20 protein-coding genes are annotated in these 22,305 nt (G+C 53.8%); 9 read left to right on the top strand and 11 right to left on the bottom strand.

Annotated elements, in window-relative coordinates:
* Positions 1–44 precede the first annotated feature (44 nt).
* Together ACQKLP_RS26250 and ACQKLP_RS26245 are read right to left on the bottom strand one after the other, a co-directional pair.
* The gene (locus ACQKLP_RS26250; RefSeq protein ID WP_427326164.1) at positions 45–1,127 is read right to left on the bottom strand and encodes a FecR family protein; all 1,083 of its coding nucleotides are present in this window, start codon (positions 1,125–1,127) and stop codon (positions 45–47) included.
* A gap of 49 nt (positions 1,128–1,176) precedes the next feature.
* Positions 1,177–1,722, bottom strand: coding sequence for an RNA polymerase sigma factor (locus ACQKLP_RS26245; protein ID WP_126247448.1), 546 nt, complete (start codon positions 1,720–1,722; stop codon positions 1,177–1,179).
* A 217-nt stretch (positions 1,723–1,939) separates the two neighbouring features.
* Here ACQKLP_RS26245 and ACQKLP_RS26240 point away from each other — a divergent pair, with 217 nt between their 5' ends.
* Positions 1,940–4,465: a phosphocholine-specific phospholipase C gene (locus tag ACQKLP_RS26240; RefSeq protein WP_427326162.1), complete on the top strand. Its 2,526-nt coding sequence runs from the start codon at positions 1,940–1,942 to the stop codon at positions 4,463–4,465.
* Between the two features lie 56 nt (positions 4,466–4,521).
* Here ACQKLP_RS26240 and ACQKLP_RS26235 read toward each other — a convergent pair whose 3' ends face one another.
* Positions 4,522–5,337, bottom strand: coding sequence for a hypothetical protein (locus ACQKLP_RS26235; protein WP_427326160.1), 816 nt, complete (start codon positions 5,335–5,337; stop codon positions 4,522–4,524).
* 216 nt (positions 5,338–5,553) lie between these two features.
* Complete coding sequence (locus ACQKLP_RS26230) at positions 5,554–6,393, bottom strand: oxidoreductase (RefSeq protein ID WP_427326158.1); 840 nt, start codon at positions 6,391–6,393, stop codon at positions 5,554–5,556.
* Between the two features lie 255 nt (positions 6,394–6,648).
* On the opposite strand from ACQKLP_RS26230, the gene ACQKLP_RS26225 reads away from it, so the two are divergent.
* Both ACQKLP_RS26225 and ACQKLP_RS26220 read left to right on the top strand, forming a co-directional pair.
* On the top strand, positions 6,649–7,026 hold the full coding sequence (locus ACQKLP_RS26225) for an SWIB/MDM2 domain-containing protein (RefSeq protein ID WP_126247455.1): 378 nt from the start codon (positions 6,649–6,651) through the stop codon (positions 7,024–7,026).
* Positions 7,027–7,209: 183 nt separating this feature from the next.
* Positions 7,210–9,591, top strand: coding sequence for an ABC transporter permease (locus ACQKLP_RS26220; RefSeq protein ID WP_427326155.1), 2,382 nt, complete (start codon positions 7,210–7,212; stop codon positions 9,589–9,591).
* Between the two features lie 3 nt (positions 9,592–9,594).
* On the opposite strand, the gene ACQKLP_RS26215 is transcribed toward ACQKLP_RS26220, so the two are convergent.
* Positions 9,595–11,646, bottom strand: coding sequence for an alpha-ketoacid dehydrogenase subunit alpha/beta (locus ACQKLP_RS26215; RefSeq protein WP_427326153.1), 2,052 nt, complete (start codon positions 11,644–11,646; stop codon positions 9,595–9,597).
* A gap of 108 nt (positions 11,647–11,754) precedes the next feature.
* Here ACQKLP_RS26215 and ACQKLP_RS26210 point away from each other — a divergent pair, with 108 nt between their 5' ends.
* Complete coding sequence (locus tag ACQKLP_RS26210; protein WP_205687058.1) at positions 11,755–12,189, top strand: MarR family winged helix-turn-helix transcriptional regulator; 435 nt, start codon at positions 11,755–11,757, stop codon at positions 12,187–12,189.
* An 87-nt stretch (positions 12,190–12,276) separates the two neighbouring features.
* Here ACQKLP_RS26210 and ACQKLP_RS26205 read toward each other — a convergent pair whose 3' ends face one another.
* The 4 genes from ACQKLP_RS26205 to ACQKLP_RS26190 all read right to left on the bottom strand — a co-directional run bounded on the left by ACQKLP_RS26205 (position 12,277) and on the right by ACQKLP_RS26190 (position 15,337).
* Positions 12,277–12,888 (bottom strand): fumarylacetoacetate hydrolase family protein, encoded by a 612-nt coding sequence (locus ACQKLP_RS26205; protein WP_341841221.1) that lies wholly within the window; start codon positions 12,886–12,888, stop codon positions 12,277–12,279.
* Positions 12,889–13,084: 196 nt separating this feature from the next.
* The gene (gene pth / locus ACQKLP_RS26200; protein ID WP_427326151.1) at positions 13,085–13,660 is read right to left on the bottom strand and encodes an aminoacyl-tRNA hydrolase; all 576 of its coding nucleotides are present in this window, start codon (positions 13,658–13,660) and stop codon (positions 13,085–13,087) included.
* A 99-nt stretch (positions 13,661–13,759) separates the two neighbouring features.
* Positions 13,760–14,350, bottom strand: a complete 591-nt coding sequence (locus tag ACQKLP_RS26195; protein WP_427326149.1) for a 50S ribosomal protein L25 — start codon at positions 14,348–14,350, stop codon at positions 13,760–13,762.
* Between the two features lie 36 nt (positions 14,351–14,386).
* Entirely contained in the window at positions 14,387–15,337 is a 951-nt protein-coding gene (locus ACQKLP_RS26190; RefSeq protein WP_427326147.1) for a ribose-phosphate pyrophosphokinase, read from the bottom strand.
* Between the two features lie 144 nt (positions 15,338–15,481).
* Here ACQKLP_RS26190 and radC point away from each other — a divergent pair, with 144 nt between their 5' ends.
* Complete coding sequence (radC, locus tag ACQKLP_RS26185) at positions 15,482–16,231, top strand: RadC family protein (protein WP_427326145.1); 750 nt, start codon at positions 15,482–15,484, stop codon at positions 16,229–16,231.
* Between the two features lie 1,074 nt (positions 16,232–17,305).
* Here radC and ACQKLP_RS26180 read toward each other — a convergent pair.
* Positions 17,306–19,339 (bottom strand): gliding motility-associated C-terminal domain-containing protein, encoded by a 2,034-nt coding sequence (locus tag ACQKLP_RS26180; RefSeq protein WP_427326143.1) that lies wholly within the window; start codon positions 19,337–19,339, stop codon positions 17,306–17,308.
* 90 nt (positions 19,340–19,429) lie between these two features.
* On the opposite strand from ACQKLP_RS26180, the gene ACQKLP_RS26175 reads away from it, so the two are divergent.
* From ACQKLP_RS26175 to ACQKLP_RS26160, 4 genes are all read left to right on the top strand, one after another.
* Positions 19,430–20,404: a Gfo/Idh/MocA family protein gene (locus ACQKLP_RS26175; RefSeq protein WP_427326141.1), complete on the top strand. Its 975-nt coding sequence runs from the start codon at positions 19,430–19,432 to the stop codon at positions 20,402–20,404.
* 52 nt (positions 20,405–20,456) lie between these two features.
* Complete coding sequence (locus ACQKLP_RS26170) at positions 20,457–20,804, top strand: hypothetical protein (RefSeq protein WP_427326139.1); 348 nt, start codon at positions 20,457–20,459, stop codon at positions 20,802–20,804.
* Positions 20,805–20,907: 103 nt separating this feature from the next.
* Positions 20,908–21,261 carry a hypothetical protein gene (locus tag ACQKLP_RS26165; protein WP_427326138.1) on the top strand — a complete coding sequence of 118 codons (354 nt, stop codon included), beginning with the start codon at positions 20,908–20,910 and terminating at the stop codon, positions 21,259–21,261.
* A gap of 25 nt (positions 21,262–21,286) precedes the next feature.
* Complete coding sequence (locus ACQKLP_RS26160; protein WP_427326136.1) at positions 21,287–21,625, top strand: hypothetical protein; 339 nt, start codon at positions 21,287–21,289, stop codon at positions 21,623–21,625.
* Here the strand turns inward: ACQKLP_RS26160 and ACQKLP_RS26155 are convergent, their stop codons facing one another.
* A complete protein-coding gene (locus ACQKLP_RS26155) occupies positions 21,626–22,300 on the bottom strand; it encodes a 2-C-methyl-D-erythritol 4-phosphate cytidylyltransferase (protein WP_427326134.1) in 675 nt (224 codons plus the stop codon).
* Positions 22,301–22,305 lie beyond the last annotated feature (5 nt).

Below are 22,305 nucleotides of genomic sequence, written 5' to 3'. Positions count from 1 at the left end.
TGGGTGACAGGGGTCGAAAAATTTTTTCGGGGAAGGAAGAAAAATCAGTGGAGGCGGACCGTCCGGCCGTCGTAATCCACTTTTCCGCCGGTAGTAATGGCGAGATCGTTGAGGAATTCAGGGAGGCGCGCCCTGTCCATCAGCCCTGTCACCTTCACGCCGTCGAACTTGCCCGCGGCGGCTTCGAACGGAAGCCCGTAGAACCGGGAGGCGTCTGTCAGCAGATCGGGAACGCTGGCATGATGGAAATACTGGATGCCGTTCATCCAGCTGAGCACGTCGTCTGCATCGAACGGTGCGGCCGTAAGCCCCGTACCTGAGCTTTCCGCCTGCTGGCCGGGCGTAAGCCTGAGCTGGCGGCCGTTGCGCGCCTGCAGCAGTACGCTCCCCTCCACCAGCGCGGTTTTATCGGAACCAGCCGTGTAGGTATTAATATTGAAAGAAGTGCCCAGCACGCGCACGTCCGCCTGCGGCGTATGCACGATGAAAGGCCGTTCGGTCTCTTTCGCCACATGGAAATACGCTTCGCCTTCTACCGTCACCTCGCGTTGCCGCGCGCCGAACTGGAACGGGAAATGCAGGCGTGTGGAGGCATTGAGCCATACTTCGGTACCGTCGGACAATGTCAGCCGGTAATTTCCGCCGGCCGGAACGTTGAGGATGGTCACGGTGGTATCGGCGCTTTCGTAGTCGAGCTGGCCGTTTTCCGAGCGCAGGGTGGACTGGCCGAGGGATACGGTTTGTGCGGCGCTGTCTGGATGGAAGTTGACCGTTTTGCCGTTGGCCATGGTCAAACTGATGCCGGGCAAAGGCGCCGCGGCGTGTTGAGCGGTTTTCGCACCTTCCTTGGCATCGAAATGGAACGCGAACCAAATGCCGGCGCCCACAACCGCTGCTGCGGCGGCGTAAGGCATCCAGGCGCGGAGGGGCCTGCGGGGCTTCCTGCGCAGCCTCAGCTCGTCCAGCCCTTCTACCGGCTCCACAGCCTTCACGTATACCGCCGTACGCTGCGAGCGCGCGTCGGCCGATAGGGCTTCCCAGGCTTCGCGGAACGCGGGGTCTTCCTCCAGCTTCCGCTCGATAACGGCCTCCTCTTCCGGCGACAATCCGCCGGAAAGTTTATCCATGTATAATTGAAATATGTGGTCCTGGTACTCCATGATGCCGGTTAACAAGTTATGGTTTTTTCTGATGAATGACCGAACGAAGGAGTTTTAGCCCGCGTTTCAGGTGGGTTTTGAATGAATTGACGCTGATCCCCATCTCGTCTGCCGCTTCCTGGTAACGCTTGCCCTCCATATATACCATGTGGATCGCCATACGTTTCTGGCCGGTCACCTGCTCGAGCGACGATTGCAGTTGCCGGTAATATTCCCCGCCGCTGCCCTCCTGCTCCGGCCGCCAGCTTTCGTCTTGCAGGCTGGAAAACGCTTCCTGGTGCCCGTCGCGGATCTTCTGGCGCTTCAGGTGGTTGAGGCAACGGTTTTTCACGGCCATATGCAAATAGCCCTTCACATCCCCGTTGAACTGGAGATATAGCTTTTTGTCCCAGATGTCCATGAAGAAAGTCTGCACCAGGTCTTTCGCTTCATGTTCCTGCTGCAGGAACCAGAAAGCGTTGGCGCAGAGAACCTTATAATATTTCAGGAACAATGCGTCGAACGCGGTAACGTCTCCCTCTTTCAGCCGGTCTACCAATAATATGTCTGGAGATTGGTCCATAACGTATTCCTTAACCCCGATGATTGCTGTCGTCTAATGAAATTGATTCCCGATGATGCTGGTTGATTGGATGCCGTAAGTTAGAAAAATTCCCCGGGGATTTTCCAACCTCTTTTTTGTTTCGATTTCAGGTTTTATTTCCGTTCACATTATTTTAATATACTTAAAAAATGTTTTTTTATATTTTAACGTCCTATATCTCTCAAACCACGTCAACATGGATAACAGAAGGGAATTCCTCAGGAAATCAATGCTCCTCTCCGGCGCCGCCGGCCTGTCTTCTTTCGTGCCCGCCTCCATTCAGCGTGCCATGGCCATCGAGCCGGCGCCGGGCTCCAGCTGGGCGGATGCCGAGCACATCGTCATCCTCATGCAGGAAAACCGGTCGTTCGACCATTGCTTCGGTACCCTCCAAGGCGTCCGCGGGTTCAACGATCCCCGCGCCATTACGCTCCCCAACCGCAAACCGGTCTGGCTGCAAACCGATAAGGAAGGCAAAACCTATTCGCCCTTCCGGCTCGATCTGAAAGACAGCCGCATCACCTGGATGGGCGCTTTGCCGCACGGGCGGCACGACCAGGTAGACGCCAACAACAAAGGCAAATACGACCAGTGGCTCCTCGTCAAACAATCCGGAAAGGCCAGCTGGAAGAACATGCCCCTCACCCTCGGCTACTTCACCCGCGAAGATATTCCCTTCAACTACGCTCTGGCAGACGCTTTCACCATTTGCGACCAGAACTTTTGCTCCGCCATGACCAGCACCACGCCCAACCGGTCGTTTTTCTGGACAGGCAAAATCACCGTTCCGGAAAACGGCGCGCCCAAAGCGCACATCCGCAACACCGATTACAGTTACGGCAAGCTCGGATGGGAAACTTTCCCCGAACTGTTGTCCCAAAACGGGATCGACTGGAAATTCTACCAGAACGATCTCTCATGCGGCGGCGGCTTCCAGGGCGAAGAACGTTCCTGGCTCGCGAACTTTGGCTGCAACCTGCTCGAATTCTTTAAAGTGTATAATGTGCAATTCTCCGACCGGTACGTCACCAATCTGCAAAAACAGATCGACGAACTGCCGGCCGAAATCCGCGCGCTGACGGAAGCCAGCCCTTCGTCTGACGAAGTATCGAAGAAAAACCAGGCCGCCATTAAGAAGAAACAGGAAGTGCTGGACAATGCTACCGCTGAAATGGCGAAATGGGGGAAAGAAAGCTACGCGAAGCTCGACAACAAGCAGAAAGAACTGTTCCACCGCGCTTTCGTGATCAATACCAACGATCCCCAGTTCCGAAAGCTCTCGCAGCTCGAATATGACGACAACGGTACGAAGCGCACCCTGCCCGTTCCCGCCGGCGATCTATTCTTCCAGTTCCGCGACGATGTGGAAAAAGGAAAACTGCCGACCGTGTCGTGGCTCGCCAGCCCGCAGAATTTCTCCGATCACCCCAGCGCGCCCTGGTATGGTGCCTGGTATGTGTCTGAAGTGATGGATATTTTGACGAAAAACCCGGAAGTCTGGAAGAAAACCATTTTCATCGTTACCTATGACGAGAACGATGGTTATTTCGACCACGTGCCGCCGTTCTCCATCCCCGACAGCAGGAAGCCCGGCACCGGTAAGGTTTCGGCCGGTATCGACACGGAAATAGAGCATGTGCGCAAGGAAAACGAAGTGGCACAAGGCGTTGCGGAGAAACACGCCCGCGAAGCCCCGATAGGCCTGGGGTACAGGGTCCCGCTGCTGATCGCATCGCCCTGGAGCCGCGGCGGTAAAGTATGTTCCGAAGTGTTTGATCACACTTCTACCCTCCAGTTCCTCGAAACGTACGTCGAAAAGAAATTCAAAAAGAAAATCCGCAGCGGCAATATCAGCGAATGGCGGCGCACGATCTGCGGCGATCTCACATCGGCTTTCAGCGAAACCAACGCCGTTCCTTCGTCCAAACTGCCTTTCCTCGACCAGCAAAAATTCGTGTCGGAGATTTATTCCGCGCAGTTTAAAGACCTGCCGTCCGGCTTCCGCGAAATCAGCGGCAGCGAGCTGGACAACATGATCGCGCATCCGGAGAAAGCCAATCCGCTTGCCAAACAGGAAACCGGCACCCGCCCGTCTACGGCATTGCCTTACGAGCTGTATGCCAGCGGCGGGTACGATGCTGCCCAAAAAGCCTTCGTGATCATCATGGGCGCGGGCAATAAGTTATTCGGGCAACGTTCGGCCGGCGCGCCGTTCACCGTCTACGCGCCGGAAAGCTTTGCCGGCGAAACCTGCCGCAACTGGCACTTCGCGGCCAAAGCGGGCGACCAGTTCACCTACGAATGGCCCCTCGCTGAATTCGGTTCGGGGAATTACGCGCTCCGCCTCCACGGCCCCAACGGCTTCTACCGCGAGTTCCGCGGCGGCAAGCAAGACCATGGCGTGCGGGTAGATATCAATTATGAAACTGCGGGAAAAACGAAATCCCCGACCGGCAACCTCCTCCTCTCCCTGGAAAACCGCGGTGCAGAAACGGTAGCCATGCGGCTGCTGGACCATGGCTACGGCAAATCCGACAACGCCTTCACCATCGCTCCCGGCGCAAGGAAAGAAATCATCGTGACGAAAAGCGAGCATAAAGGCTGGTACGATTTCAGCGTGCTGGCAGACAAGTTTCCCGGCTGGAGCCAACGCTTCGCGGGGCGCGCGGAAAGCGGGAAGGAATCCATTACGGACCCCGTCATGGGCAAAGCGATCAGCTAAGTTTGTATTGCCATAGAAACGAAACAGCCGGCTCCCTGGGATGCCGGCTGTTTTATTCAGAAGCGGGGCGGTTTGCTTAAATCCGCCCGGCCGCGCCCATCGTAGAAATATTTTATCGATTCGGTTGACTGGTACCGGCTCATTCCGCCTCCACTCCCTGTCGCCCAGCCATAAGCATTTATCCGGAGCGCATTGTTCTCCGACTGTCCGCGCTCGAGCATATCTTCAAACAAAACAACGCCTTTGACGGGATTGATCTTGTCGTCGTACTCCAGATATTGCGTAACCCCCTGTCCTACGAGTTTCCCGTCGATATAGGTTTCAGCGGTGCTGGTATGTACATTGCCCCGCCTGTCGTGCTGGAAGGTGTTCCTCGTTAAGATGTTGCCATTTTTCCACTCGATGCGGTCGAGTTTAGTCATCGTTTTGAAATAATACCAGGCGGTATCGGTCGGCAGCCCCGTGGCGTCGCTGTAACGCACCCGCACCCAAACGTTCCCTTTATCGAGCAGATATTTCCTCCTCGAGGTGGGCGGCCCATCCTGTCCTTCCACATAGGTTCCGATAACGATGGAATCCTTTTCGTAGGATACTTTTTCATACCGCCGCTGATCGAAAATATAACTCCCCGGTAAACTGCCCGGTACAACAACCCCGACCCTTCTGGTGATATGTTCCAGCGAAAAATGGAGCGCATATTTGGGCATCACCAAAACGGGCCCGGGCACGGGAGATACCATTACATACTGTTTGGTGTACATCACCAGCATACTGTCTACACGCGTCGTGGGCAACTGATCGGAATGTTCGGATTTTTTACAGGAATAAAGGACGATAGCGCCAAGGCATAAAGGAAGTAATCGGGATAGCATAACGTTAATTGAAGGGATTATTCCTATCAATTTACGGAATATTCATCCTGCAATTTCAAATTTCCTGCTACATGAAAAGAAGATCAGCCGCCCCGGGATGGGAATCTCCGTCCTGGTGAACTTCCGCATTTGCAGCGCTCCTGCCATGCCAAAAAGAAAGCCGCCGTATACAGACACGGCGGCTGGAATGCGGGTGGATGGAGGCTCCGCGAAACATTAATTTCCGAAGGCCGTGGCGGTGGCCAGGGCTTTGACGGCGGCGAGATCGTGGCCTACTGCTGCGATCTTCTGTTCGGCCAGCTGATAGGCATCTGCGCCGAGGAAGAGGTGAAGCGGTGCCGTACCGTTTTCCAGGACAGTTATCATTACATCTGCCGCCTTGTCAGGATCGCCGGGCTGCTGGCCGTTGTAATCCTGCTGATGGAGGGCCTGCATTTCGCGGACATTTTTGTATTCGGGCATTTCGTTGGCCGGAACGCCGAGCGATCCGCCCAGGAAATCTGTCCGGAAATAGCCCGGAGATACAACGGTAACGCCCACGCCGAAGGGTTTCACTTCCTGGGCCAGCGACTCGGAAAGCCCGTGCACGGCGAATTTGGTGGCACAATAGATCCCGAAAGCGGGGAACCCGCCAGTGAAACCGCCGATAGACGCGATGTTGAAGATATGACCGCTTCCCTGGGCGCGCAGGAACGGGAGCGCCTGGCGGATCACGTTGAGCGATCCGAAGACGTTGATGTCGAAATTGGCGCGGGATTCCGCGTCTGTCAGCTCCTCGATCGCGCCAACTTGTCCGTACCCGGCATTATTGACGATAACGTCTATCCGCCCGAAATGCGCTACGGTAGCGGCAACGGCCTGTTTAACGGCCGGTTCGTCGCGGATATCCAGGGCGATGGGGAGCAAATTTGCGGAGGTTTCGCCGAGGGCAGCCACGAGATCGGCGCGGCGGCGGGAAGTGGCGGCTACTCGAAAGCCTCTGCTGATAAGGGTTTTGGCCAAAGAAAGGCCCAGGCCTTTGGAGGCCCCGGTTACAAACCAGACTTGCGTGTTCATTGATTGTCAGTTAAAAGGTGATCGTTCTAAGAAGTGAACGAATGCAAAGTTAGGGGCCCGGGCGGGAGGGACTTTACACGCAGGAAACCAAAAATTGCATAATTCAAACCGCCGAATCCCCCCCTTTTGACAAAAAAAACTGCATTTCCGGGGGGAATGGCATGATTTTGATAGGAAAAGTTGAACCAGGATAGGATTGGACTGTTTATATTAGTGCTATCAAATCCTTTTTAACCACATTAAATATCGCGTATCATGGCAAAATCGGTGAAGCAGCCCGCAAAGAAGGCCGCAACCAGCACAACGGCGAAGAAAGCCGCAACCCCTAAGAAAGCCGCTGACAAAGCAGCTGCACCCAAAAAGGCTGCCGCCAAAACTGCCCGCAAACCCAATGCGGCTTTCATGGCCCCCCTGACGCCCAGCGCTGACCTCGCTGGCGTAATCGGTGCCGCAGCCGTCCCCAGAACTGAAGCCACCAAAAAAATCTGGGACTACATCAAGAAAAACAAACTGCAGGATGAAAAAAACAAACGCATGATCAATGCCGATGCCAAACTGCTAGTAATCTTCGGTGGTAAAAAGCAGGTTTCGATGTTCGAACTGGCCGGAATCGTGAACAAGCACCTGAAGTAATCCTGCCCATAAGCATTTCAGAAAAGGAGGCCCCATAGCCTCCTTTTTTATGCCCCCACTGTCCGTTTCCGGACAACCACCTGTACCATTCCGGACAATTCCATCCCATCAACATATTGATTATCAATAATTAATGATTTTGGCCTTTTTTATGCCGATTCCCTGCTTCATATTCGTTCATGTATGTGGAAAATCCAATTGCTGACCGCCTGGCGCCGCCTTAAAAACAATAAACCCTACGCGATCATCAACATCGCCGGTCTCGGTGCCAGCCTCGCCTGCGCCATTTTGCTTTACCTGTTTATCAATTATCACCTCCGGTTCGATAATTTCCATCCTGATGCCGACCGCATTTACCGTATCAGCACCCGCACGATGTACGGCGGGATCGAAGATTTTAACGATGGTGTGCCGCAACCGCTCGGCAAGGCGCTTCGCAACGATTATACTTACTTCGACGAAGTAGCGATGCGCGTCGCCTATGGCCGGCGGCTCCTCACGGTGCAGGAAAACGGGCAAAAACGGAAGTACGACGTACGCCCCGCATACGTGGAACCCTCCTATTTCCGCATCCTCAACTTCCCGCTCATTTCCGGCGATCCGGATAAAATCCTCAACGAACCCAACAACGCCATCATCACCCAGGAAATGGCGGAAAAATTCTTCCCGGGCCAAAACCCCATCGGCAAAATGGTCCGCCTTTCCAATACGCAGGACTTCACTGTCAGAGGCATCGCTCAAAATCTCCCGAAAAATACCGACCATAAAATCGACGTTTTCGTCTCCTATTCGGCACACAAAGACATAAACCCTTACATGGCCAGCGATAGCAGCTGGGGCAGTATCGCCAGCTCCATCCAATGTTACGTGAAACTGAAACCCGGCGTAACGCCGGAGCAGGTGGAAGCCGTGTTTCCGGAAGTACTCAAAAAATACCAGCCGAACGAAATCAATCTGATGTTCTTCCAAATGGTGCCCATCCGCGACCTTCATTACGATACGCGCTACAGTGGGACCATCCAGCGGAAATACTTATGGTCATTGGGATGGATGGGTGCATTTCTCGTGTTCACGGCCTGCATTAACTTCATCAATCTTTCCACGGCACAATCGCTCCGCCGCATGCGCGAAGTGGGCGTCCGCAAAGCGTTGGGCAGCACGCGCTGGCAGATCTTCAGCCAATTCCTTTCCGAAACGTTCCTCATCGTAGCCACCGCGGTGATCATCGCCGGCACCATTGTTACCCTCACCCTTCCACAACTCAACAAATCGCTGTTCACCGATATTTCGCTCGATCAACAAACCATTGTTACCCTCATCGTATTTTCCGCTGTCCTCCTGTTGGCGGTAGTATTCCTGGCGGGATATTTCCCCGGCGTGATGCAGTCAAAACTGAACCCCGTTAAAGCCATCCGCGCCCAGGGCGAAACCACCGGCAAGAAAATCTTCACGATGCGGAAAACGCTCATCGTCATGCAGTTCATCATCATGCAGGTCATGATCGTCGGCGCGCTCGTCATTGCCCGGCAAATGAATTATTCCATGACGGCAGACGACGGCATGCACAAAAAAGGTGTGCTCCTCGTCAATATCCCGGACAGAAAACCCGCCACGCTCCACACGCTCCGCAACCGCATCATGCAACTGGCCGGTGTACAAAACGCATCCTATTGCATGTCTGCACCGCTGTCTAATACCAACCGGGCAACGTCGATCCGGTACGGCGCCAAAACAGCCGACGAAGGCTGGCAGGTTAGTGTGAAATTCGGTGATGATAACTATTTATCGACTTTCGGAATTCAGCTTATCGCCGGCAGCAATATTCCCGCGTCAGATACTGTCAACGGCATGCTCGTCAATGAAGTGCTGCTCCGCAAACTGAACGTGCCATCTCCGGCAGATATTATCGGCCACCAGGTCCGTATCGATGGAACGAGTTCCGTTGTGCGCGGGGTTTTCCGGGATTTCCACAATCATAGTTTCCACAGCGAGGTAGAACCCCTGGTCGTATATTCCAATATCGATGAGTTCGATGAACTGGCCATCCGCCTCAATATGCAGCAGGCTTCCATCCTCCTGCCCGCCATCGATAAAATCTGGAACGAAACCTTCCCCGACTATATGTATCGATCCCGCTTTATGGACGAGGACATCGCCGGCATGTACGAAGCGGAAACCATGCTGATGCAGCTGGTGCAGATCTTTGCCATCGTGGCGGTGCTGATCGGCTGCCTCGGGCTGTACGGTCTGATCAGCTTCATGGCCATCCAGAAAAAGAAGGAAATCGGTGTGCGGAAAGTACTCGGCGCCAGCGTTCCATCGGTGATCTGGCTCTTCGGGCGCGAATTTACATTTATGCTGGTGGCGGGCTTCGTGCTGTCGGCCCCCATTTCGTGGTGGCTGATGACGAGCTGGCTGGAAGGGTTCCAGTACCGGATCGATATAGGACCGGAAATTTATGCAGTAACCATCGCGCTTTGCGCGGCCATCACCGTGCTCACGGTAGGATACACGTCTGTCCGCGCGGCGTTGATGAACCCTGCGATCAGCCTGAAAACCGAGTAAGGATCAATAAGCGAGGATCTCGCGGATTTGTGCGGTCACTTTTTCCGGCGTGGGCAACATCTGTTTTTCCAGTTCGGTATTAAGCGGAACAGCGGGCAGATCGAGCGCGCCATAAGTGAAAACCGGTGCGTCGAGGAAACGGAAGCATTGGCGGGAAATCCTCGCCGCCAGGGACTCCGCGAAAGAATTGCCGAGCTGCTCTTCCGTCAGCACCAGGCATTTGCCCAGTTTCTTCACGGATGCGAAGACGAGCGCCTCATCGAGGGGGAACAGCGTCCGCAGATCGATGATTTCCACCTTCCCCGGAAATTGCGCCGCAGCGGCTTTTGCCCAGTAAACGCCCATTCCGTAGGTAATGACGGTCATGCCTTCTTCCGCTTCCTGGACCACGCGCCCCTTGCCCAGCGGCAGGATGTAATCGGCCGAGGGCTCGATGGTCATCGCGTCTTGCGTGCCCGGGACCTTGCTCCAGTACAGCCCTTTATGTTCCAGCATCACCACGGGGTTCGGATCGAGGAAAGCCGCTTTCATCAAGCCTTTCAGGTCGGCAGCGTTCGACGGGTATACGATCTTGATGCCCTTGATCGTCAGCAATGTACTTTCCACACTCCCCGAATGATACGGCCCCCCGCCTCCGTAAGCCCCGATGGGCACGCGGATGAGCGATTGAACGGGGAATTTCCCGCAGGATAAATAACAGCTTTTCGACAATTCGGTCACCAACTGGTTGAAACCGGGATAGATGTAATCGGCGAACTGCACTTCCACGATGGGTTTCACGCCGGTAGCGGAAAGCCCGGCGGTACTGCCGATGATGTATGCTTCCTGGATGGCGGTATTGTAAACACGGTCGTCCCCGAATTTCTCGGCCAGCGTGGCCGCTTCGCGGAAAACCCCTCCCAGCCTGCGCCCCACATCCTGCCCATACAAAATTGCTTCGGGATGCGCCGTCATGATCTCTTCGATGGCATGCAACGCCGCATCTACCATCACTACTTTACTACCGCCGGCGGGCGTACGTTCTCCGTGTTCTTCCGTCACCGGCGTGGGCGCGAAAACATGATCGCGAACGGTGGAAATATCCGGGTCAGGACTGGCCACAGCGGCGGAAAAAGCCTCTTCCACTTCGCGTTGCGCGTCCAGCTCGATATCCGTCGCTTCCCGGACGCTGCCGATCTGGCTGCGGAGGCGTGGCAACGGGTCGCGGGACTGATGGCGGGCCAGGTCTTCCGGCGTGCGGTACCATTCCCGGCGAACGCCGGAAGTGTGGTGGCCGAGCAGCGGAACGGTGGCGTGAACGAGGATGGGCTTACGTTCCGAGCGGACAAAAGAAATAGCGGATTCCATGGCGCGGTAGCTGGCTTCGAAATCGGCCCCGTCTACCCGGATGCGCTCCAGGCCCTTGAACCCGGCGGCGTATTCGTAGGCGTCCATGGCGCGGGCCTCGTCGGCGCTCACGCTGATGCCCCAATCGTTGTCCTGCACGAGGAAAATGATGGGCAATTGTTTCAGCGCGGCAAACTGGAAAGCTTCGGCTACCTCGCCTTCGGTCACGCTGCCGTCGCCCAGGGAACAGAGGACTACCGGTTTCTCATCATCTGCCAGCAGGCCGGACCGTTCCAGGTATTGCACGCCCTGGGCCATGCCGGTGGTGGGGATGACCTGCATGCCGGTGGCGCTGCTTTGATGAGGGATGATCGGCTTGTCGGCGTCCCGCGAGCTAGGGTGGCAGTAATAAGATCGGCCTCCGCTGAAGGGGTCGTCGCCTTTGGCGAGGAGTTGCAGCATGAGGGTGTAGGGAGAAAAACCGAGGGCGAGCATCATGGCATCGTCCCGGTAATAAGGACTTACGTAATCGCAGGGTTTGAGCTGGAGGCCGGCGGCCACCTGGATGGCTTCGTGGCCGGCGGAGGTGGAGTGGACGTATTTACAGATGGGCCGGTTGGCTTCGTACTGGTCTGCCATGCGGCGCGCGGTGCACATGAGGCCGTACGCTTTGCGGAGGAGGGCCTGGAAATCGGGGTCTTCCTCCCGGTGCGTAATGGTGGCTTTCAAAACAGGAACGCTTATGTTATCTTTAAGCACGCAATATTGTTTTGGTGATGATGGCCGGATCGTTCAATTAGTTGCCATAGCAACTATTGCTACTGCAAATTAATGAATATGCATGAATCTTTCGTGAGTAATCCGTCTTTTTTTAAGCTGGATGCCACATTAAAAAAAATAAAGAATTACTGGCAGAAGAGTTTCGATGCCCGCGGGCTAGACATTACAGTGGACCAGTGGTTGCTGATCGAGAATCTCTACAAGCATAAGCGCATAACCCACAATGAGTTAGCCCGGCTCACGTCGAAAGATATCACTACGGTTTCGCGGATTATCGAGTTATTGGTGCGCAAGGAGCTGGTGGAGCGGCAGGGGTCTACGGACGACCGTCGGAAGGTCTTTTTGCAATTGACGCCCGAGGGGGTGAACAAGTATAAGGAAGTGAGGCCCCTGGTGCTGGAGATGCGCGAGATCGGTTGGAAGAACCTGACGGAAGGGGATTTTCAGGAGATGACGCGGATCCTGGACGTGATTTATTCCAATATCCCGTAAAAAGAAAAAATTAAAAAGGAAAAAGCCCGTACTCTTTTAACTTTTTAATTTTTACTTTTTAGTCTGGCGAACAGGTGAACGGGTCAATTATTTTACCATGAATTCAAGCAGGCTGTCGTCTTCGATGAACGCTTCGAGGGTGTCTCCGATTTCAACGGGGCCTACGCCTTCGGGAGTGCCGGTGAAGACGAGGTCGCCGATGTTGAGCGTAAAGAAACGGGAAATGTAGGCGATCAGTTTGTCGAAAGAAAACAGGAGATCGGCCGTGTTGCCCTGTTGGGCGATTTCCTTGTTTTTGTAAAGACAGAAGTTCATGTCTTTCAGGTCTGTCGTTTCCGTGATGGGGATGAATTTGCCGACAACGGCTGAATTATCGAACGATTTTGCGATTTCCCAGGGGAGGCCTTTGGCTTTCTGTTTTTCCTGGAGATCGCGGGCGGTGAAGTCGATGCCAACCGAGATATGGTCGTAATATTTGCTGGCAAATCTTTCCTGGATGTGTTTCCCGTTTTTAGAAATCCTCAGCACCAGCTCGCATTCATAATGCAGGTTATCCGTGAATTCCGGATAATAAAATGGATGGTTGTTTTGCAGCAGGGCATTCTTTGGTTTCATGAAAATCACGGGTTCGGAGGGCACTTCGTTCTTCAATTCTTCTGCATGTTTGGCATAGTTTCTTCCAACGCAGATAATTTTCATAATGCGTGTATTTTGTAAGGTTAATAAAGCCTATGGTTAGACCCATAGCCCACAACACATTGCCCACTGTGCGCACTATCATCCGGATGTCTGGAAAAACTATGCCGGTTGATATAACGATCAGTGGTACACGGATCATGACCTATAGCGGTTAAGGTAGGGGCACCTTTCGGCATGAAATATACAATTTACATTTCTATATTGGAAAAGTAAGGTTGTTATAATTGTTCATCGTGCGCGGCAGGCCGATCGCGGCGAAACTTTCCACGATTTCCACACATGTATTGATCTTTTGTTGTACGACCGGCTCTTCTTTGGCCGACCATCTGCCGAGCACATAATCTACCTGCCGGCCTTTCGGAAAATCGTTGCCGATACCGAACCGGAGGCGGGGATACTGGTTGGTCCCGATGCTGTCCTGTATGCTTTTAAGGCCGTTGTGGCCGGCGTCGCTGCCACCGGGGCGGAGGCGGAGCGTTTCCAGCGGGAGGGCGAGCTCGTCCATGATCACGAGTACGTTTTCGACAGGGACCTTCTCCTTGTCCATCCAGTACTTCACGGCACGGCCGCTGAGGTTCATGTAGGTAGTGGGTTTGATGACCACAAAGATTTTGCCCTTCCAGCGGACGTCTGCCACGTCTGCCAGCCGGTCGCTCCGGAAAACAGCCTGATGTTTGGCGGCGAACGCGTCTGCCACATCGAATCCGATGTTGTGGCGGGTGTGGTGGTATTCCGGCCCGATGTTCCCTAATCCTACGATCAAATATTTCATATGGGAGGCGATGAAAAATATCCCGGTTATACGGGATGCCAAAAATAAAAAGCCCGGCCGATATTCTGCCGGGCTTTTTAATATAATTATTTTGCCAATTTATTTCTTCTTGGACTCCTTCTCTGCCGCAGCTTCTTCCTGTTTCAGCTGACGGGTCATTACCACGGAAGCAACAGGGATACGGGGAGAGTTGATCAGCTCGATGCCTTCAGCCTTAACGTCTTCCACACGGAGGTTTTCGTTCAGGTTCAGGTTCGTGATGTCCAGCTCCAGGTATTCGCGCAGATCTTTCGGGAACGCCTTCACCTTGAGGGTTTTCAGTTTTACCACGAGTTTACCGCCGGCTTTAACACCTACGGACTGACCTACGACGCGGATGGGCAGGGAAGCTACCACTTTCTTGTCGGCTACCAGTTCCAGGAAGTCGATGTGCGTGAGCTCGTCGGTAACGGTGTCGAACTGCAGATCTTTCAGAATCGCGCGGTAAGTTTTACCTTCCAGTTTGATTTCAGCAATCTGGAATTCGGGTGTGTACACCAGATTTTTAAAAGCAGTAGCCGGAGCGGAAAAAGCAACGATTTCTGCACCCCCATAAATAACGCAAGGCACTTTTTCCTCAGAACGGAGAAGGCGGGTGGCTTTTTTGCCGAATTCGCTTCTGAGTTGTCCTTCGATGGTTATTGTTTTCATTGTTTAAACATTTATGTTGTAAAAAAATACACTTGGTTAAGGCATCCGGCGCTGGCTGTGAATGAACAGGCTGGTGATGGATTTGTTTTCGTACATGTTGCGGATGGCAACGGCGAAAAGTTCGGCCACGCTGATCACTTTTACTTTCGCGCTTTCCTGTCTGAGCGGAATGGTGTCGCAGACAACCAGCTCTTCGAGGACGGAGTTCTCAATATTTTCGTATGCCTTGCCGCTGAACACGGGGTGGGTACAAAAAGCCCTTACGCTGCGGGCGCCTTTCTCTTTCAGCAAGGCGGCGGATTTGGTGAGGGTACCGGCGGTGTCGCAGATATCGTCGATCAAAACGATGTCCCTGTCGGTCACATCCCCTATTACTACCATGGAAGCGATCTCGTTGGCACGTTTGCGGTGCTTGTCGCAGATCACCATTTCGGCGCTGAAATAGCTGGCCACTTCACGCACCCTGGTGGTAGAGCCCACGTCCGGGGACGCAAAGGTAAGGTTTTTCAGCTTGAGATTCTCTATATATGGAATAAAAATGGCCGAGCTGTCGAGGTGATCCACCGGGATATCGAAGAAACCCTGGATCTGCGGAGCATGCAAATCCATGGTAATCACCCTGTTAGCTCCAGCTGCGGTCAGCAGGTTGGCGATCAGCTTGGAACCGATGGCTACGCGGGGCTTGTCTTTCCGGTCTTGCCGGGCAAACCCGAAATACGGGATTACAGCGGTAATGTACCCGGCAGACGCGCGTTTGGCGGCATCGATCATCAACAGGAGTTCCATGAGATTGTCGGACGGGGCGTTGGTGCCCTGGACGAGAAAAACATAGTCACCGCGGATGCTTTCCAGGAAAACCGGCTGGAATTCGCCGTCGCTGAACTTCTGGATATTCACTTTACCCAGACCGTTTCCATACCTGGCGGCGATGCGCTCAGCCAGGGCGGGGTTACTGTTACCCGTAAAGATTTTAACCGATGGATTCATGACAAAGACAAAGAAAAGAGGTTGCAAAACTAAGGATTTAATCATGGATATGCAGAAAAAAAATCCGGGCCGTGGGGAAAAGATTACTAAAAATTTTAGCATTTGCGAAAAAAGGTGTACTTTGATGGACAATTCCTAAGATATATGCAAGCCGTTTTTGTTAACCCGGCCTACCGCGAGCCCGCGCCGGTAAGGCATTTGAAGGTGCTGAGGCGCCGTCGCATAAAAGAATGGCCGGAAGATGACCGGCCGCGGGAAAAAATGCTTTCTACGGGTGCCGCATCGGTCAGCCTGGCCGAGTTGCTGGCTATTATCATCAATACGGGAACGCGGGATAAGTCGGCGCTGGACCTGGCGCGGGAAGTGCTGGCTTACTGCGGCAACAACCTGCGGGAGCTGGGGCGCCTGAACATCCGGCAGCTGCGGAGTTTTCCGGGGATCGGTCTCAAAAAGGCCGCAACCATCCTGGCGGCGCTTGAGTTATGCCGCAGGCGCCAGCAAAGCCAGCAGCGGGAGCAGCGGGAAGTTACGTCTATCCCGGAGATCGCCGATTATTTCAGGTCGCTGTTGTCGGAGCATGCCTGCGAGCGCTTTTTTGTGCTTTATCTCAATCATGCCAACAAGGTGGTGCACGAGGCTTGCATCAGTTCGGGCGGTATCACTTCCACGACCGTCGATCCCCGGATCGTGTTCGGTATTGCGCTGGAGTACCGGGCCACGCGGCTGTTGCTCTGCCACAATCATCCTTCCGGCACATTACGCCCGAGCAAGGCAGACATGAACACGACCCGCCGATTCCAGGAAATCGGGCGCCTTTTCGACATCGAGGTGCTGGACCACTTGATCGTCACGGAAAGCGGTTATTACAGCTTGCGGGAAGATGGGGCGTTGTGATGATCGTGGGCTTGGGGCGCGTTAAATCGGCAACGAATGGTTGCGCACTGATTCCGGCTTCGTTGTATCGCAACGGAATTTACGGTCGGAAGTATTGTAAGCTGCGGTGATTACCTGGTGTTTTTATGCACGTGGAGCGGAAGAAGTGCTGCGCATACGATAACGTAAGCTGTGGTGATTACACGGTGTTTTTTTATGTACGTGGAGCGGATGAAGTGTAGCGCAACGATAACGTAAGCTGTGGTGATTACACGGTTTTTATGTACTTGGAGTGGATGAAGTGCTGCGCATACGATAACGTAAGCTGTGGTGATTACACGGTTTTTATGTAGGTGGAGCGGAAGAAATGCTGCACAGACGATAACGTAAGCTGTGGTGATTACACGGTGTTTTTTTATGTACGTGGAGCGGAAGAAGTGCTGCGCATATGATAACGTAAGCTGTGATGATTACCCGGTTTTTATGTACTTGGAGCGGATGAAGTGCTGCGCAGACGATAACGTAAGGTATGGTGATTACCCGGTGTTTATGTACTTGGAGCGGATGAAGTGCTGCGCAGACGATAACGTAAGCCGAGGTGACTACCTGTGTTTTTTATGTACGTGGAGCGGAAGAAGTGCTGCGCATACGATAAACGTAAGCCGAGGTGACTACCTGGTGTTTTTTATGTACGTGGAGCGGAAGAAGTGCTGCGCATACGATAAACCTAAGCTGTGGTGATCACCTGGTATTTTTTATGTGCGTGGAGCGGAAGAAGTGCTGCGCATACGACATAATAAGCTGTGATGATTACACGGTTTTTATGTACTTGGAGCGGATGAAGTGCTGCGCAGACGATAACGTAAGCTATGAGGATTACACGGTTTTTATATATTTGGAGCGGATGAAGTGCTGCGCATACGATAACGTAAGCTGTGATGATTACCCGGTTTTGATGTACGTGGAACGGAAGAAGTGAAGCGCATACGATAACATTTTCCTGACTTTTACATACGAAGAGCGCATGAAGGTGCAGCGCATTTCGACAACTTGTCCAGGTCATTTACGTACATGGAGCGGATGAACCGAACCGGATCATCGCAACAACGTCGTGACGCCTTTCTGGAAAATCCTGGTGTTCAGTTCGGTGTTCGTGAACTCGAGCATCCAGGCATACGTGCCTACAGATGCAGGCGAGCCGTTGATCCGGCCATCCCATTTGTGCTGCCAGTTCCGGGATTCGAAAACGAGCTGCCCGTTTCGTGCGAACACCCTGAAAAGGAGGTCCGCCGTCTTGTACCCATTAACCGGGTACAGGAAATCATTGATCCCGTCATTATTCGGCGTAAATGCCGTGGGCACTGTCACATAGCAGCTGGGTACGGTTTTCAGCACATGAATGGCCGTATCCTCGCATTGGAGATTATCGGTTACGATCAGCCTGACGTTATATGATTCCTCCCGCGAAGACATGGGGTAGCGCCATGCAGCCGGCGTCCGCAGGATCGAACCGGGCCCGACGCCCATGCTCCAGCGATAGGATGCGATGTTCCCGTGGCTCTCGTTCGTGACCCGCACCATGTCCAACGGGCACAATACGGTAGCGCCCAGCGTAAAGGCCGCCACCACTTCCACCGGCAATGTAATCCTTTCACTGTGGACCGCCTGGCATTGCCTGTTGGCGACCGTAAGCTTTATGTCCCGGAAACTATTGGGCCCGCGCACGAAATTTTTGGTGGCTTCGCGTGTGGACAGTGTAGTACCATCGTCGAATTCCCAGGCCCATTGCGAAACCTGGTGAGCGCCATCATGCCGTAAATACAGGGTATCGGCATCGCAGTCCAGGCTCGTCCGGTAAGCGAATGCCGCATTCACGGTATCGCTGGTGGAAAATGGGATGAATTGGCCAAGGGGCGTTTCCACACGGCATTCGCTGATCAACGTATTGCCATCGCTGCCGCGCACGAGGTTCAGTCGATAGTCGCTTTGCCGTAGAATGGTCCCGCTGAGCAAAATCTCGATGCTGTCCGTCAACTGGTTATTGCAGAATGCTTTCGCGCTTACGACGGAAACATTGGGGCCGGTACCCAGGTTCGCGATCACGAAATCGCTGCCGTTCGCAGCTACGGAGTTACAGCGCACGGGCGACTTCAATCTAACCATCAGCCTGTCTGGCCGGCATTCTACGGGCTTGATGGAATCGAAAGGCGCGGGTTGAAAGATGGGAATGTCCAGGTTGATGGTCTTCCCTGCCGTCATGGGGTTATCGCAGGCATCGAGCAGGGTATTGCCGTCGCTGCCCTGCTTGATGCGGACGGTATAGTTGCCCGGCGTCAGGGGCCGGTCGAGCTGCAGGACCACCGAATCCATATCGAACCCGCTTCCACAGTTCACGCCCTGCGCACCGGTGATGCGCGCCGCAGTGCCCAGCAGCTCGAAATCGCTGCCATTGGCGGCCAGTGTGGCGCAACGGAAGCGCTTGGACAATTTTACGGCCACGCGGTTATCGAGACATTTGTACGCGGCAGACACGAAATCCCCGGTTTTGGGATCGGTAATCACGGCCGTGCCGCCACCAAACGCCAGGGAATATCCGCTTTGCGTATTGGTAAAATGGCTGACGAGCAAAAGATATTCGTGCCCCACCTGCAACGTGGGCATACTGCTGAAGTTCGGATACGTAGGCCCGGCGCAATTGATGAGCCCCTGCCCCGCCGCGCTGGCACCGGTAACGCCGGGGTTCGAGCTCCAGTTCCCGCAAACCTGCATAGACATGTCGGTGAAAATATCATTGACGTTCCTTCCCGTCACGTCAAAAACATGCCAGTCGTAATCATCGCCCAAATCTTTCGGCGTGATCGTGAAGCCGAGGGTGCCGGCCTGGTAACAGGTAAACTTGTAATAGTAAGGGTTACGGTCGGTGTAATCCGTCCTGGGATCGACCCTGCTGCAGAAATCCAGCCGGAGCACACGCCCGCTGCAAAGCGGAACGGAATTTTGCACCAGGTTCTTCGTGCCACAAATGGGAAATGCGCTCTGAGGCGTCTGTCCAAGGTTGGGACATGCCTGTCCGGCCGCCTGAAGCGAGCATAATAGCGGTAAACATATGGCCAGTACTAGAAAACGCATTTGGTTGTTATGGGGGTCCTGCGAATATATATAAAGTAATAACATGTCGTTTTGTTACATTTGCAGGAATTTTCATAAAAATAACAGCGAATGCTTAAAATCGGCTTGTTTGGAGTAGGGCATCTGGGAAAAATTCACCTGTCCCAATTATCGACGATGAAAGACGTGGAAGTGACAGGATACTTCGACCCCAGCGATGCCAATGCGGAGAGTATCCGGGAAGCGTATCCCGATCTTCGCCGGTTCGACGCCGCAGAAGAACTGATCCGTGCATCCGACGCGATCGATATCGTGGCGCCTACTACCCAGCACTTCCTGCTATGCGAAACCGCCATCCGGATGGGCAAGCATGTTTTTGTGGAAAAACCCATGACCAACACCATGGAAGAAGCCCGGCTGCTGGTGAAACTGGTGGAAGAAGCCAATATCAAATTCCAGGTGGGCCATGTGGAACGCTTCAACCCCGCATTCCTCGCCCTGAAAGGGGTCGATCTCAAGCCCATGTTCATCGAAGTGCACCGCCTGGCGGAATTCAACCCCCGAGGTACCGACGTGAGCGTGATCCTCGATCTCATGATCCACGACATCGATATCGTGCTCAGCATCGTACAATCCAGCATCAGCCGCATCTCCGCCAGCGGGGTTGCCGTGATGAGCGACACGCCCGATATCGCCAACGTTCGTATAGAATTCCATAACGGCTGCGTCGCCAACCTCACTTCCAGCCGCATTTCCCTCAAAAAAATGCGGAAAATGCGCCTGTTCCAGAAAGATGCCTATATCGGTATCGACTTCCTCGACAAAAAAACCGAGATCATCAAACTGAAAACCCCGGAAGACGAAGGCCTGTTCACACTCGACATCGCTACCAACAACGGCAAAAAAACCATCGCCATCGCCAACCCGGAAATCAAACAATCGAACGCCATCCGCATGGAACTGGAATTTTTCCGCGACAGCATCCTCGAAAACAAACCCGTGCCTGTAAACGTGCGCGACGGGTTCCAGGCGCTGGAAGCGGCTCACCAGATCCTTCAAAAAATCGGGAAAGGCCAGTCGGAATAACCTTTTTCGTCACATATTCACTCAAAACCTGCCCCAATTAAATATAGAAATCATGAAGTTCGGACGGATGCTATTTTTCGCAGCTGCCATGTTGATGATCGGATCATCCTGCAAAAAAAGTGAACAGATACCTTCATTAGACCACTCGCTGCAGTTTTCCGAAACCTATTGCAACGATCCCTGGTCTAACGACATCCAGCGGACAGACCCCGATTTTCTTAAAAAACTGGACGCCTGGCTGGAAGCCAAAACCGGGATCACCATTCCAGAGCCGCAACTAAAATTTCACCCCGGAAACGCCGGCACCTGCTCGGCCTGCACCTGCAAAACAGGGAATGTGCTGACCATCTGGCTCCCCAAGGGCGTTGACGCCAAATTCACCGCGCTGGGTTTTAAATAGCCAGGGGCAACAATGCTTCTCCACCGTTATTTTCAGGCGTGCCTGCCTGGCATCCTGTAACCTTTCGATTTACGGGGACGTTTCAGGAATAAATCACGCGTTTATGAAAAACGGCTACCTGTTATTCCTCACTGCCGCATCCCTCCTCCTTTTCTCCTGCAAGAAGAAAGATAAACTCAGCATGAAAGGCGCATTGGTTTTTTATGAAACCCAATGTTCTGACCCGTGGCGCGGAGAAGTAACGGCGCCCGGCACAGAAGGGTTTGTGCAAAACCTGGAGCTGTGGCTGGAAAAGGAAACCGGTGCCGCTATCGACAACATCAAACGCATCCCGCCCCGCAGCAACCTGATCGTATGTGATGCCTGCACCTGTTCTTCCGGTTATAAGCTCTTAATCTGGCCGGCACCCGGCTCCGAACAGCCATTCATCGACCTCGGCTTCTCTAAACCACAATAATTTCGCTACTCCCAAAACTATGTTCATGCGCTACACACTGCCGCTGATGCTCGCCCTCGCCTTCTTTACTGCCTGCAAAAAGGACAAATCCCCCGATCTGAAGGACGCCCTTCAATACACCGAAACCCAGTGCAGCGACCCCTGGGCCAAAGATGTAGAACGCGGCAACGATTTCCCCGCCCGGCTGGAAAGCTGGCTGGAAACCAAAACCGGCGCAGCTATCGGGAAACCTTACATAAAATTCTTCAAAGACAAGGCCATCCTTTGCTACGCATGCTCCTGCACCACCGGCAACGTGATTTACGTTTGGCCGCCGGCTGGGTCGGAACAAAAATTCCTCGACCTGGGATTCAGGAAACCGTAATTATTTTTTCAGGAAAACTTCCGCGATGGCAAGGTCCAGCGGACGGGTGATCTTGATATTCCGCTCCTCTCCTTCCACCAGGTGGATTTCCGCGCCGAAGCGCTCTGCCACGCTGGCTTCGTCGGTAAACAACGGATCATAGGGCTGTTCGAAAGCGGGCAAAAGTTGTTCGGACAGGAAGGTTTGCGGCGTCTGGATGATCCGGAACCGGCTGCGGTCTACGGCCAGGTTGCCTTCGTCGTCGACCTCGCGCAGACTGTCTTTCACTTCTATGGCGGGGATGGCGTTCCCTTTCGCCAGGGCACCTTCGCAGCAACGGCGGACGAGCTCCGGGGAAATGAGGGCGCGAACACCGTCGTGCACAAACACAACGGCCGGTCCGGTAATGGTGGCAAGACCGTTTTTCACGGAATGGAAGCGGGTTTCGCCGCCATGAACGATGGTCATGGAAGGCGGTTCGTCGAAAGAAACCAGCAGTGGCGCGATGAATGCGCGGTGCGCCTCGGGGATGACGAGCACGATGCGGATGTCTGGATAAGCCGTCCGGAAAGCGTTGATGGTGTGATGGAGAACGGGTTTTCCGCCGATTTCCATGAATTGTTTGGGAACGGCGCTGCCCATCCTGAGGCCGGAGCCGCCTGCAACGATGACCGCTATCTTATTCCTGTCTGGCATATTGC

The organism is Chitinophaga sp. NPDC101104, assembly GCF_050277495.1.
Lineage (GTDB): Bacteria > Bacteroidota > Bacteroidia > Chitinophagales > Chitinophagaceae > Chitinophaga.
The sequence above is the reverse complement of the archived record's forward strand: the minus strand, read 5'-3'. Positions and strand labels throughout refer to the sequence as shown.

Coding starts and splice junctions, on each gene's coding strand:
- ACQKLP_RS26250 (WP_427326164.1), bottom strand. CDS start 1,127: ATGGATAAACTTTCCGGCGGATTGTCGCCGGAAGAGGAGGCCGTTATC.
- ACQKLP_RS26245 (WP_126247448.1), bottom strand. CDS start 1,722: ATGGACCAATCTCCAGACATATTATTGGTAGACCGGCTGAAAGAGGGA.
- ACQKLP_RS26240 (WP_427326162.1), top strand. CDS start 1,940: ATGGATAACAGAAGGGAATTCCTCAGGAAATCAATGCTCCTCTCCGGC.
- ACQKLP_RS26235 (WP_427326160.1), bottom strand. CDS start 5,337: ATGCTATCCCGATTACTTCCTTTATGCCTTGGCGCTATCGTCCTTTAT.
- ACQKLP_RS26230 (WP_427326158.1), bottom strand. CDS start 6,393: ATGAACACGCAAGTCTGGTTTGTAACCGGGGCCTCCAAAGGCCTGGGC.
- ACQKLP_RS26225 (WP_126247455.1), top strand. CDS start 6,649: ATGGCAAAATCGGTGAAGCAGCCCGCAAAGAAGGCCGCAACCAGCACA.
- ACQKLP_RS26220 (WP_427326155.1), top strand. CDS start 7,210: ATGTGGAAAATCCAATTGCTGACCGCCTGGCGCCGCCTTAAAAACAAT.
- ACQKLP_RS26210 (WP_205687058.1), top strand. CDS start 11,755: ATGCATGAATCTTTCGTGAGTAATCCGTCTTTTTTTAAGCTGGATGCC.
- ACQKLP_RS26205 (WP_341841221.1), bottom strand. CDS start 12,888: ATGAAAATTATCTGCGTTGGAAGAAACTATGCCAAACATGCAGAAGAA.
- pth (WP_427326151.1), bottom strand. CDS start 13,660: ATGAAATATTTGATCGTAGGATTAGGGAACATCGGGCCGGAATACCAC.
- ACQKLP_RS26195 (WP_427326149.1), bottom strand. CDS start 14,350: ATGAAAACAATAACCATCGAAGGACAACTCAGAAGCGAATTCGGCAAA.
- ACQKLP_RS26190 (WP_427326147.1), bottom strand. CDS start 15,337: ATGAATCCATCGGTTAAAATCTTTACGGGTAACAGTAACCCCGCCCTG.
- radC (WP_427326145.1), top strand. CDS start 15,482: ATGCAAGCCGTTTTTGTTAACCCGGCCTACCGCGAGCCCGCGCCGGTA.
- ACQKLP_RS26180 (WP_427326143.1), bottom strand. CDS start 19,339: ATGCGTTTTCTAGTACTGGCCATATGTTTACCGCTATTATGCTCGCTT.
- ACQKLP_RS26175 (WP_427326141.1), top strand. CDS start 19,430: ATGCTTAAAATCGGCTTGTTTGGAGTAGGGCATCTGGGAAAAATTCAC.
- ACQKLP_RS26170 (WP_427326139.1), top strand. CDS start 20,457: ATGAAGTTCGGACGGATGCTATTTTTCGCAGCTGCCATGTTGATGATC.
- ACQKLP_RS26165 (WP_427326138.1), top strand. CDS start 20,908: ATGAAAAACGGCTACCTGTTATTCCTCACTGCCGCATCCCTCCTCCTT.
- ACQKLP_RS26160 (WP_427326136.1), top strand. CDS start 21,287: ATGCGCTACACACTGCCGCTGATGCTCGCCCTCGCCTTCTTTACTGCC.
- ACQKLP_RS26155 (WP_427326134.1), bottom strand. CDS start 22,300: ATGCCAGACAGGAATAAGATAGCGGTCATCGTTGCAGGCGGCTCCGGC.